At 40.1% G+C, this 12,572-nt stretch carries 8 protein-coding genes; 6 read left to right on the top strand and 2 right to left on the bottom strand.

From position 1 onward, the window contains the following. Positions 1-173 precede the first annotated feature (173 nt). A complete protein-coding gene (locus SOM16_RS10140; RefSeq protein WP_320463890.1) occupies positions 174-2,684 on the bottom strand; it encodes a zinc-dependent metalloprotease in 2,511 nt (836 codons plus the stop codon). A gap of 86 nt (positions 2,685-2,770) precedes the next feature. Further along, entirely contained in the window at positions 2,771-4,018 is a 1,248-nt protein-coding gene (locus SOM16_RS10135; RefSeq protein WP_320463889.1) for an aspartyl protease family protein, read from the bottom strand. A 51-nt stretch (positions 4,019-4,069) separates the two neighbouring features. On the opposite strand from SOM16_RS10135, the gene SOM16_RS10130 reads away from it, so the two are divergent. The 6 genes from SOM16_RS10130 to SOM16_RS10105 all read left to right on the top strand — a co-directional run bounded on the left by SOM16_RS10130 (position 4,070) and on the right by SOM16_RS10105 (position 12,568). Then, positions 4,070-5,398 (top strand): D-alanyl-D-alanine carboxypeptidase, encoded by a 1,329-nt coding sequence (locus SOM16_RS10130; RefSeq protein ID WP_320463888.1) that lies wholly within the window; start codon positions 4,070-4,072, stop codon positions 5,396-5,398. Between the two features lie 7 nt (positions 5,399-5,405). Further along, the gene (locus tag SOM16_RS10125) at positions 5,406-6,419 is read left to right on the top strand and encodes a glycosyl hydrolase family 18 protein (RefSeq protein ID WP_320463887.1); all 1,014 of its coding nucleotides are present in this window, start codon (positions 5,406-5,408) and stop codon (positions 6,417-6,419) included. 3 nt (positions 6,420-6,422) lie between these two features. Then, positions 6,423-7,469 carry an aminotransferase class I/II-fold pyridoxal phosphate-dependent enzyme gene (locus SOM16_RS10120; RefSeq protein WP_320463886.1) on the top strand — a complete coding sequence of 349 codons (1,047 nt, stop codon included), beginning with the start codon at positions 6,423-6,425 and terminating at the stop codon, positions 7,467-7,469. 89 nt (positions 7,470-7,558) lie between these two features. Further along, complete coding sequence (locus tag SOM16_RS10115; RefSeq protein ID WP_320463885.1) at positions 7,559-8,098, top strand: RNA polymerase sigma factor; 540 nt, start codon at positions 7,559-7,561, stop codon at positions 8,096-8,098. Between the two features lie 64 nt (positions 8,099-8,162). Beyond that, a complete protein-coding gene (locus SOM16_RS10110) occupies positions 8,163-9,182 on the top strand; it encodes a FecR family protein (protein WP_320463884.1) in 1,020 nt (339 codons plus the stop codon). Between the two features lie 74 nt (positions 9,183-9,256). Continuing rightward, positions 9,257-12,568 (top strand): TonB-dependent receptor, encoded by a 3,312-nt coding sequence (locus tag SOM16_RS10105; RefSeq protein WP_320463883.1) that lies wholly within the window; start codon positions 9,257-9,259, stop codon positions 12,566-12,568. Positions 12,569-12,572: the final 4 nt, after the last annotated feature.

Here is a 12,572-nt window from a genome sequence, read left to right as displayed (position 1 = left end):
AAAATTAACCCATCAATAATTATACATTCAGCTAGAACAAAAAACGGAGCCGACCAAAAGATGGTCGCTCCGTTTTTTTAATTAGTAAATTAAAGAATGATTGAATTAGTGAATGATTGAATTAGAATGAAAGTTGATGTTCCACCCATCATGATCTCATTTAATCCTTTCATTTATTTCTTTGGATCTAAAATATCTTTGATTCTAATATTTAAATCTTCGTAATGTGCTTTCGTGATGGCGTCTCCCGCAGCAGATCTTGCTTTTGTGGTTGCCAATAACGTTTTAAGTTCTGCCCTAACCAACGGCCTGATGTCAGACAAGGCAACGTTAACCGGAGTTAAGCCGTAGCTTGCTGCATAATCAACCGGAAATCCTACTGGAAGTTCAGGTTCTTTAGTCATTAGATTTTCTAAACGATCTACGTAAGCACGTTGTAAATTGCGTTTAAATGCATCGGCTCTGCCTGCAGCAAAAACCGAAGACCTTAAATCTGTAAACATCTGCGGTAAGGTATATGCTTTTGTTGGTCCGTTTTTAGTTTCATTATCCAATAAACGGGCGATGCGTGGCGCTGCTAATAAATTGCCAAGCGTGTTTGTTTGTACGGCTTTGATGCGGTTTAACAACACACCGTTATCAAATTTATTTAACTGATCATTGCTGATTAACCACAACGGCGTGGTAAACAATTGCTGGTTAAAAAATGCAATTGCTTCCTTCTGTTTAGTTTTTGGCAGATAAGCATAAACCGGACCAGCCTGATCGTAAGTTTTAAAGTTCTCACTCAATCCACCAACATTCGTTGTTACATGACCCATATAACGGTTAAACTGACCAACAATTTCCGTGTAAATTTCTTTTAGATCACTGTAGTCTTTGCCTTTTTGGTAGGTCCATTTTTCTACATTTGGCAAAATACTCTTTAAGTTAGCAATACCGTAAGTACTGGCTTTCATAGCGTTATCACCTAAATCTTCGCTTTGCAAACGAGGATCAAGGCTTGTGCCCTGGCGACCATAGAAGTACAATGGATTACCTGCATTTTTCAATACCCATTGATTCAGGATTTCTTTTTCCTGTTCTGCTGTTTTGTTTCCCGGAAGCCATGAATAGCCCCATTTAATTGCCCATTTATCATATTCGCCAATTTGTGGGTGCAGTTTAGTTACGCCATCGCCTGGCTGAGCGATATAATTGAAACGGGCATAATCCATAATAGAAGGAGCTGTTCCGTGTTTATCGGTAAAAGATTTAGAACGCAAAGAATCTACCGGGTAAGCATAACTGGAACCGAAATTATGAGGCAAGCCTAAGGTATGACCAATCTCGTGTGAAGACACAAAACGAATCAATTCGCCCATTTGCGCATCCGTGAATTTAGCTTTACGCACTTCTGGATTGATTGCCGCTGTTTGAACGAAATACCAGTTCCTCAACAAGTTCATCACGTTGTGGTACCAGCCAATATGCGTTTCTAAAATCTGTCCGGTACGTGGATCACTCACATGTGGCCCATAAGCATTTGCGATATCCGATGCGAAATAACGCACAACAGAATACCTGGAATCTTCTACACTAAATTGTGGATCTTCCTGAGCGGTTGGAGCTTGTTTACCAATAATGGCATTTTTAAAACCTGCTGCTTCAAAACCTGCTTGCCAATCGTTAATTCCCTGAATTAAATACGGAACCCATTTTTTAGGCGTTGCCGGATCAATATAAATGACAATCGGTTTAAGTGGTTCTACCAACTCGCCCCTGATGTAAGCAGCGGTATCTTTTGGAACCAGATTCCAACGATGGATATAAGCAGTACGTTCTGCTTTTTGTGCATCTGTTCCATAATCCAATTGCGACTGGCCAAAGAAGCCCACTCGGCTATCCATAATCCTGGCTTTAACCGGCGTTTTTGGCAATAAAAGCATTGAAGTATTAAACTCGAAAGTTACTGCAGCATTACTGTTATCAGTTGGAGATTCAGCAGCCTTGTAAGTTTTTGCGGTTTTAACCTCAATATTAATTGGGAAGGTTTTTACGGTGTCGATATAAGACCGGGCAGCATCATAAGCGGTAACCTTATATGCTTTACGAATCTGATCTGTAGCACCAATTGCCATAATGTCTCCATTATAAAAATCAGTTACATCGATTACCACACCTGTAGTATCCTTATTGTAAGCTTTAATGTCGAAACCAGCCAAAATCTGATCTAGATTAGAGTTTTTAACCGACTCATACATATCACTATTGGGATCTGCTTTGGTGGCATAACTTGGTACGCGAATGTAAACCTGTTTGCCTCTCCGCTCCCATTTCCAAACCTGTTCGTTTAATTCTTCACCACCATATTGCTGATTACCTACTTTTATACCAACAGGTGCCTTAGCCAAGCGGGTAACTACCAGCATTTCGCGGTTTACTAAACTGTCTGGGATTTCAAAATACCATTTATCCTCAACCTTATGGGTCTTAAATAAGCCGTTTGTAGTTCTGGCTTTGGCCGTAATCACTTCAGAAAATGGTTTAATGCCTTCTTTTTTTGCAGCGGGGGCGGCTGTTGCAGGAGTAGCCGGGCTAGTTGTGCCCTTTTTAGTTTTCTTTTGTGCGTATGCTGAATTTGATCCTGCCAAGCAAAGCGCAACCATACCTGCAAATGCAAGTACGCTAAGTTGTTTCTTCATTGATGAATAAGTAAGTATTATAGAGTCCGAAGTTAGAGGCTTGTTACCTGATTATGATTGTGTAACTAGAAAATTACCAGCAGAGGTTATATCCTTTTTTCAAGCCGTACAAACTTAAAGAAAACGCGGTTATCCCGATAAATTTCAAAGATGATTGTTCGGTTTGGCCATGATTTAAAAAGCTCGTTAATATCGTTCAACGTATACGTATTAATAGATTTAAAATCAATTCCTATAATTTCATCCTGCGGACAAAAACCTGCCCTTTCGGCTGGCGAATCTTCATCAATTTCTCCAATCAACACCCGGTTAAACTGATTTTGTTCGAAGTAAACTACCATGCCCAACATATCGTGCTGAAAGGCTTTTTTGCGGTTTGCATTTGGTTTGAGGTATAAAAAACTTTCCTGATAATTGAACTGAACATCAAATTTGCGCAAAATCTCACCCCCCAGATTTCCGTTCCGTTTAGTGAGATCAATCTTCGATGATATCGATTCAAAATCGGGAAATCCCGCGACCACATCATCGAACACATAGCCACCAAGATTAAATTTACCTATTCTCCCCACGTAGCCTTTAATTTGCCCGCTTAAACTCATCCCTAGGCTTGCCTTGATTTTGTGGACGGGAGCAGGAAAAGCATTACCATCCAACATCTCCATAGATAAGGCATGGCTTGCTCCGGTATCAATGAGTAAGCGTGTTCTTACTTTTGTCGTATCATCAATTTCGACCTCTGCAACAATGTAGGGTTTATTCCTTTCGATCAAAATCGGAACTTTACTGCCCCGGTATTTTACCTTCCGCTTTAAATCATAAAATATTAAGTGATTGCTGCTATACCTGATATCGATCACGAAACTATTGAAAAAATCAAAGCCAATCAGGCCGAAAATTTTAATCCCCAAATGCCCGGATAAATTGAAAAGGTCTTCTTTTAGAACAGCCGTTGGGATATATTTAATTTTAGCCCCGCCCAATTGCGCACTCACATTCTGAGATACATAAGCATCCACATTTTCTACCCCCAAACCTGATAATTTGATTTTGCGCATGGTGCTGAAATTAAGCGAATCTATAATAGCAGGCTCTGTAATAATTAAGGGGCCTACGCCAGTATCCAAGACAAAATCGTAAGGCCCTTTGCCATTGACGAACAATGGAATAACGATGAGATTTTTAATACACTTAAAAGGAATAGACTGCTTTGTTCTATTGCCAGAGAACATAAAATCTTGTGCATAACCACTAAAAAAGGAAAATAGCAAGGCCAGGCAAATTACAAGTTTGCAAAACACCAAAAAGGTTACACAGGTATATTTGGCTAACATTAAATTAAATTTAATAAATTAGTTCGCAATTATCACTTCTAATTAAGCACGATGTTTCACCATAAAGCCTACTATTCTTTTTTTGCCGCCTTAATGCTGCTTATATCAGTCTTAACCAGTTGTTCTACAGACCACATCATTGCCAAAAAAGTAGCTAAAGAATTTAAAAATTCAGCGGTAATTAAGCAGTATCAGGTTGGTTTCGCTTTATACAATATGGAAGAGAAAAAAATGATCTTTCAAAAAGATGCAGACAAGTATTTCACACCTGCATCAAACACCAAGCTTTATACGTTCTATGCAAGTTTAAAAATGTTGCCAGAATTGATGCCGGCATTGAAGTATGTAGAACGAAATGATTCTTTAATTTTTTGGGGAACAGGAGATCCATCCTTCTTACAGTTTGCGGTAAAAGATAAATCAGCCTATAATTTTCTTCAAGCCAGCAATAAAAAACTTTTTTTTGCGCCGGGCCGGTATTCCGGGGCATTTTTTGGCGACGGCTGGAGTTGGGACGATTACGATTATTATTACCAGCCAGAAATTACTGAGATGCCCATTATGGATAATATGGTTACTTCTACCTATGCTGGGGCGAATAAAATCAATATCGAACCTAAAGCTTTCGCACCATGTTTTGAGGTAGATTCTACCAGAACTACGGGCAATTTCCAAGTAACCAGAGATTTCCTTACCAATCACTTTCGCTATCCGGCTGTGGCAGTAAAACCCGGATACAATCAGCAGAACCCATACAAAACGAGCATCCAAACTACAGTGGAAGTACTAGCTGATACCTTGCGCAAACCTGTTGGCCTGGTAAAGATGAAAATTCCCGCTGATGCAAAAACACTGCCTGGGGCCAAACGTGATTCAGTTTTAAAACACATGATGTTGCCAAGCGATAACTTCATCGCCGAACACCTGCTCCTAGTTTGTTCTAATCAAATTGGAGATACTTTAAGTACCATAAAAGCGATTCAGCACATCACCAAAACCTACCTCTCATTTTTACCCGATAAAGTGAAATGGGCAGATGGCTCGGGCTTGTCGCGCCAAAACCTGTTTACCCCACGGGATAACATTTACCTACTCGATTCTATATATAAACTGGTAAATAACAGGGAAAAGCTTTTTGACATGTTGCCCTCGGGAGGTAAAACCGGAACGTTAAAAAATGCTTATCCTAAAACAGATCAACCCTTTGTTTATGGCAAAACCGGGTCTTTAGGTGGAGTGCACAATCAAAGTGGCTATGTTTTAACAAAAAAGGGTAAAACCTATATCTATGCATTTATGAACAATAATTTTATCAATCAAACCGCAGAGGTAAGGGCAGAAATGGTCAGAATTATGACCTATATACACGATCAGTTTTAATTGTGATATGAGAAAGATATACTTCCTGATTGGCGTTTCGCTGCTATTTGCAATATCATCCTGTAAGAAAAGCGATGGCCTAGCGGATGTTGAGCAAGCTACCCCTTATGTTTCAGATATCAGCTTTAAAATTGTTTCTTATTTTCCGAGTTACCGCGATCCTGCTGACGTGGCAGATACAAAATACAAGATGATTACGCACCTGTTTTATGCGTTTTTAAATCCAAACCCAGATGGTTCTTTGGCACCGCTTGAGCAACCTGGCAGATTTGCAACAGTGATGCAAAAAGGAAGGGCAAATGGGGTTAAAACAGGTATCTCCATTTCCGGAACAAGCAGCATCTTTGTAACCATGGCAGCATCTGCAGCAGCCAGAAATCTTTTTGTTAAAAACGTATTGTTATTTGCCCGCACAAACAACCTGAATGGTGTTGATCTGGATTGGGAATATCCAAGCACCGCAAATGGATCTGCAGATAATTACTTATTGCTGGTCAAAGAATTATCAGACTCCTTGCACCACCATGGAAAGTTTTTAAGCACGGCCATTACCCCAGGGGTTTATGCCGGGAGTATCCGGGATGGATTAAAGACGGAGGTTTTTCAGTTTGTAGATTTCTTTAATATTATGGTTTATGATGGAATTGGCTGGGACAAGGAACAGCCCACTCAACATGCATCTTATAATATGGCAGTTGCCAGTTTGAATTACTGGCTGGGCACTCGCGGAATGCCGAAAGAAAAAGCGGTTTTAGGGATCCCGGCTTATGGTAAAAATGCTGCAAATGCCAGTAAGGCCTATCGGGAATTTGTAGCTGCCAACACGGATACCAGCTTAGATTATGCCACAATAAATGGTGTAGAATATTTCTTCAATGGAACGGTAACGACCAAACGAAAAACAACACTTGCAAAAGAAAGGGCAAATGGAATCATGTTTTGGGAATTTTATCACGATGATAATGGAGATAAGTCAATTATTAAAGCCGCAAACGATTTACTGGGAAGGAATTATAACTAAGAAATGAATACACGGTTCCAATCAATTAATCAACCTTTTTCTAATGAGATTACCATCGATGGAAAGTGCTATTTGTATTTTGGTGGCACCGCTTATTTAGGTATTCCGCAACACCCTGGATTCCAGGATTTATTTGTAGAAGGAATTAAAAAGTTTGGTTTAAATAATGGTACCAGCCGGAGTAATAATATTCAACTGGGTGTTTATAATGATGCAGAAAAAGTGGCCGCAGCACGTTATCAGGCTGAAGATGCACTGATTACTTCCAGTGGCTACCTGGCCGCGCAGTTAACCGTAAAATATTTCGCATCATTAGGCGAGTTGGTATATGCCCCAAATACGCATACCGCGCTCTGGATAAATGAACCGCCAGCAATTTCAGGTTCTTTTACGAGCTGGAAGAATGACATGATCAACCAAATTAATATCTCTACTAAGAAAAACTGGGTATTGATCAGTAATTCGATGAATAATCTGATGCCAGAAATCTATGATTTTAGTTTTCTGAATGCTGTAGATCCTGATAAAAACATCGTGTTGATTGTAGATGATTCTCATGGTATAGGTGTCAACAATCAAGGCTTAAGTGCGTTATCAGCCTTGCCGCATAAGGAAAACATCACCTGCGTAGTGATTGCTTCTCTGGCCAAGGCTTTGGGTATAGATGCCGGATTGATTTTAGGCCCTCAGGAAATTATCTCCAGATTAAAAAGCACCAATATGTTCGTCGGGGCATCTCCACCTGCCGCCGCCGGACTTTATGCCTTTATCCATGCAGAAGATCTTTATCAAGCACAATGGATTAAGCTTCAGGAAAACATTACTTTATTTGCCGCAAGTTTAGGTAGCGAATGGAAATTTGAACCCGGTTTTCCGGCATTTTTAATTACAAATCCAACTATTGATCAAACACTGCTTAAAGAAAATATCCTCATTTCATCTTTCCCTTATCCAACTCAAGCCAGTGATCCCATCAACAGGATCATTTTGAGTAGCTGGCATGAAGAAAAAGACATTAATTCGTTAATTAAAATGCTTTCAAAAAAATAAGTTTGTCCTTTCTTTTTAATGTTAAGCATTTGATAAAATAACACTATATTTATTTTAAGCTAACATTAACCAAATAGTTTTGAGCTGTGGTGTCAAACTATATCCAAGAGATCAAAAACGGAGATCACCTATCGTTCGAGATAGTTTTTAAACTATACCATAAAAAGGTATATGCCTACTTTTTTAAGAAAACGCTTTGTTCCGATCAGTCAGAAGAGCTTACCCAAATGGCTTTCATCAAACTCTGGAAATTTAAACACACCCTTACTGAAGATTTTACGTTAGACATTCAACTTTTTAAAATCGCCAAAACAACACTGTTAGATTATTTTAAGAAAGTGGCCAATGAGGAGAAAAACCTTAAAATCTACCATACTGAACGAGCTGAATCCCCGCAGGATGTGACACATCTTTACGACAACCGGCAGCAGCTGGAAGTAGTACTGGATTGCCTGCCGCCTACACGGAAACAGGTTTTTGTTTTAAACCGCCTGCATGGCTACTCTTATAAGGAAATTGCGGAGAAACTTTCCATCTCTCCACGCACAGTAGAAAAACACATCTCCTTAGCCGTTAAACAACTTGGCTATGTTTACCTCCCCATGCTTTTGCTCCTTTTGCTGAGCTAATTCTCTGAGAGAAATATTTTAAACTGATTACGGGTTTTCCTCATTTTGAATCGTATTGGTTTATATGAGTGTTTCTGAAGAACTACTTAACCGCTATTTTCAAAATAAATGCACCCCTGAAGAACGACTTCTGGTGGCCGGTTATTTAGCGGAAATTGAAGATTTCCCAGATCACCTGTTAACCAGAGATGAATGGGATGATCTTCAAAACGCCACCTTAACTACTGAAAAAAGTGATGCTTTGTTTGAAGGTATTAAATCACAAACCAGCGCAAAAAAAGCGACATCTGTTTGGCTACGGCTTTTGGCAGCGGCAGCGATCTTAGCCATTATCAGTATTGCAGCACTCATCGTTTCCAATCAGCACCAATCGGTTAAACAAGTCGCTCAAAAAACAAATATCATTGCAAAGCATCCTGATCAAATTACCTGGAAATCCATTGTAAACTATACAGAAGAAAATCAACTGGTTATCCTTCCAGATCAATCAACCGTGAAAATTTACCCGGGCGGCGAATTGCGGTATGCACTGCCATTTGTTCAGCAGCGCAGAGAAATATATCTTCTGGGTAAAAGCTTTTTCAAAGTTGCTAAAGATAAAAAACACCCCTTTATCGTTTACGCCAATGGTATTTCTACCATGGCTTTAGGCACCTCTTTTACCATTACGGCAGTTAAAGAAAGTAAGGTAGTTAAAGTTGTGCTCCACACCGGAAAAGTTTGGGTGAAAAATATTAATTCCGCCAGCTTGAAATCATTTAGTAAGATTTTATCTCCTGGTAATGAGCTGGTATACAACCGCATCGATAACATGGTTAAGATTAAATCCGAACAAACTCTGGCACAACCAAAAAACACGACTGCTGAGCTAACATTTAACCAGATTCCGCTAGCAGCTGTATTGGATAAATTAGCACAGCACTTCAAAGTTGAAATTAAATATAACGCCCAAGACCTTAAGGAAATATCTTTTACCGGAAGTATCAACACCAAACAAAGCCTTAATCAAATCCTGGGGGAACTTACTGAACTAAACGATCTCACACAGACTAAAACTACAGCCGGTTATCTGATTCAAAACTAAACCCAATATACTTTACTAGACTATCCTTTTATTCTTGAAAAAACAATGCCTTAAACCTAATTAACTGTTACACTATGCTTAGAAAATTTACAAAACAACTCTTCTGTTGCCTGCTGATCTTATCAGTTACGGCGACTGCCTGGGCTCAAACATCGGAGATTACCGGGATTGTGAAAGATGAAACCGGGCAACCCCTGCTTGGTGCCTCCATCCTTTTACTCAACACAAAAACCAATGAAAAAAAGGGGATTATGGTTAATCCGGAAGGAAGGTTTCAACTTACAGGCTTAACGGCAGGTGTTCCTTACACCATCAGTGCTTCTTTTATCGGTTACACTACTAAAACGATTCAGAACTACCTTCTCAAAGCCGGAGAACAGGCAACACTTTTAATTCAACTAAATCCGGAAGCCTCTTCATTAACAGATGTAGTTGTGGTAGGTTATGGAAGTCAGCGGAAAAAGGATGTGACTACGGCAATTGCGAGTATCAAAGCTTCAGATTTAGAAAATCAGCCCATCAATAATGCGGCAGAGGCCTTGGTTGGAAAAATGGCTGGCGTGCAGGTTTCGCAGGGATCGGGTTCTCCAGGTAGCCCACTATCCATTAAAGTACGCGGTGTTGGAACCATTACTGCAGGGTCTAATCCTTTATATGTAATTGATGGTGTACCGATTTCCAATGACAACATTAATACACTCAACACGAACGATATCGCGTCAATAGAAGTTCTGAAAGATGCTTCATCCGCAGCGATCTATGGTTCAAGAGGCTCAAACGGTGTGGTATTAATTACCACCAAACAAGGTAAAAGCGGAACAGCAACCATCAGTGCCAATACCTATACGGGCTGGCAAAGTCTGGCCAATAAGATAGAAATGATGGATGCTTATCAATATTCACAAATGACATTGGATGCCCGAAATAACACCTACGCTGATGCTATGGATGCCATTAACCGCAGAAATGCAGCAACAGGCGCACCACTCATCGGCTATAGCATTAATGATAGCAATGTGCAGCGTTTGATTAACTCTGGCAACAATACAAGTGCGGTGATTCCGACAGAAATTTTGCCTTATCTGCAAGGGCAGCGAGGCTTAACCAATACCGACTGGCAGGATGAAATCTTCAGAACAGCAAGAATAGAAAATCATTCGGTTTCGGCTTCTGGTGGCAGTGAAAAAATGAAGTATTATGCATCAATGGAATACTTTAACCAGGATGGGATTATCCTGAATAGTGGCTTTAAACGTTACAGCGGAAGATTAAATCTGGAAGGAAATAAAGGAATTTTCAAATATGGCGTGAATATTACTCCTTCGGTAATTAAAGAGAAAAGACTCAATGCGAATGGTGCTTACAATGCATCAAACGCAAATGGCTTAAATGCAGGTGGAATTGTTGCTTCGGCGTTACATTATGCGCCGCTCTGGCCAGTGTACAATGCCAATGGCGGTTATAGTTTTGCGCAAAATGCCTGGAGCCCTGGTCAGGGAACAACTTTGCCAAATGGCTTGGTAATCACCGGAAACGGAGAAACACAAGCCTGGAACCCCGTTGCCCTGGCCATGCTTCAGAAAGATGATTTCGGCGCCAATAGATTAACAGGTAATGCTTTTGTAGAAGCAGAAATTATTAAAGATTTTAAATATAAGGTTCAGCTGGGGATAGATATGGTAAACAGCACGGAGGATACTTTCCGCCCTTCAGTTATTCCATTGTCAAACACAGCTGGCAATCCGGCTTCAGATGCACAGGCAAGTTCCAGAACCCTCAAAGAAAGCAATTGGTTGTTGGAACAAACCTTAAATTACACTAAAACACTTGGCGATCATAACCTGAGCGCGTTAGTAGGTTGGTCTAATCAAAAAAATGATCAGAGCGGTAATTATGCTGTGGCCACCAGAGGTTTTATTAGTGATCAGATTGAATATTTAAGTGCTGGTTTAGTAACAAATGGAACCTCAACCAGGCAGCAATGGTCTTTAGCTTCAGGCATTGCCAGGCTGCAATACAGCTACAAAGGAAAATATCTGTTTACAGGTTCGCTACGTGCAGATGGTTCTTCCAGGTTTGGAACCAATAACAAATGGGGTTATTTTCCATCAGCTTCTGTAGGCTGGAGACTATCTGAAGAAGAATTCTTAAAGGATGCAAAAGCCATTTCAGATCTAAAAATCAGAGCCAGTTATGGTTTAACAGGTAATTTCAATATTCCCAACTATTTATCGCAAGGCGCGATGACGAACTATGGCTATGTTTTCGGTGGCGGAACACCTGGTGTAATTAATGGAGCTGCACCTTTTGCGCAGCCTAATAATGATTTAAGCTGGGAAAAAACGGCGCAGCTAAACGTAGGTTTTGATGCCGCTTTTTTCAATAACAAGCTCACTTTATCTATTGATGCCTACAACAGTAATACAACCGATTTACTTTTAAACGTACCGGTGCCACTAACCACTGGCTTTTCTACAGAATTAAAAAATATCGGTAAAGTAAATAACCGCGGGATAGATATTAACCTTGGCACCCAGCAACAATTTGGCGGGGTGAAATGGACAGCAAGTGCCAATTTCTCTAAAAACAAAAACAAAGTGGTAGAGTTGGGCCCTGGAAACGCCGATATCATCAGAACAGGCTCTGTGGCAAATGCTTATTTCTTAACCCGTGTGGGCGAGCCAATCGGATCTTATTACTTACCCGTTGTACTTGGTGTTTTCAAAAATCAGGCAGAAGTAAATGCTTACCCGCACTATACAGATACACAAGGAAACTTCGATCTGAACACCGCTAAACCTGGTGATTTTAAATTTAAAGATGTAGATGGCGATGGTATTATTGATTTAACGAAAGACCGGGAGATTGTAGGCAATTACTTACCAAAGTTTACTTATGGTTTTGCCACCTCTGCAGAATATAAAAGTTTCGACGTTAACGTAGCCATGCAAGGCGTTTATGGTAACAAAATATTAAACTTATCAAGAAGATATTTCGCAAACAAAGAAGGAAATATGAACAACGTGGTGAGTTCGTTAGACAGATGGGTTTCGGAAAGTAATCCTGGCAGCGGACAAGATGTTAGGGCGAACCGTGTGGCGAAAGGCAGCAATGGCACCACCTCTACCTGGCATGTGGAAGATGGCTCCTACCTCCGCATCCGTAACATTGCTTTAGGATATACCTTCCCTACTGAGTGGATCAAAAAGATTTCTTTAACCAAATTGAGGTTATACGTTTCAATGCAAAATCCATTCACCTTCACCAAATATACTGGCTATAACCCTGAAGTAACGAACAGAACAGATGCCACAACAAACGGAGAAGATTACGGCGTTTATCCAACTGCAAAAACAACATCAATCGGTTTAAACATTACGTTATAAAAGA

Source organism: Pedobacter sp. CFBP9032, from assembly GCF_034045265.1.
Classification (GTDB): domain Bacteria; phylum Bacteroidota; class Bacteroidia; order Sphingobacteriales; family Sphingobacteriaceae; genus Pedobacter.
This window is presented reverse-complemented; position numbering and strand designations above follow the sequence as displayed.

What these genes read in the sequence shown, in the direction of transcription:
- SOM16_RS10125 (WP_320463887.1), top strand. Translation starts at nt 5,406, where the DNA reads ATGAGAAAGATATACTTCCTGATTGGCGTTTCGCTGCTATTTGCAATA.
- SOM16_RS10110 (WP_320463884.1), top strand. Translation starts at nt 8,163, where the DNA reads ATGAGTGTTTCTGAAGAACTACTTAACCGCTATTTTCAAAATAAATGC.
- SOM16_RS10120 (WP_320463886.1), top strand. Translation starts at nt 6,423, where the DNA reads ATGAATACACGGTTCCAATCAATTAATCAACCTTTTTCTAATGAGATT.
- SOM16_RS10140 (WP_320463890.1), bottom strand. Translation starts at nt 2,684, where the DNA reads ATGAAGAAACAACTTAGCGTACTTGCATTTGCAGGTATGGTTGCGCTT.
- SOM16_RS10105 (WP_320463883.1), top strand. Translation starts at nt 9,257, where the DNA reads ATGCTTAGAAAATTTACAAAACAACTCTTCTGTTGCCTGCTGATCTTA.
- SOM16_RS10135 (WP_320463889.1), bottom strand. Translation starts at nt 4,018, where the DNA reads ATGTTAGCCAAATATACCTGTGTAACCTTTTTGGTGTTTTGCAAACTT.
- SOM16_RS10130 (WP_320463888.1), top strand. Translation starts at nt 4,070, where the DNA reads ATGTTTCACCATAAAGCCTACTATTCTTTTTTTGCCGCCTTAATGCTG.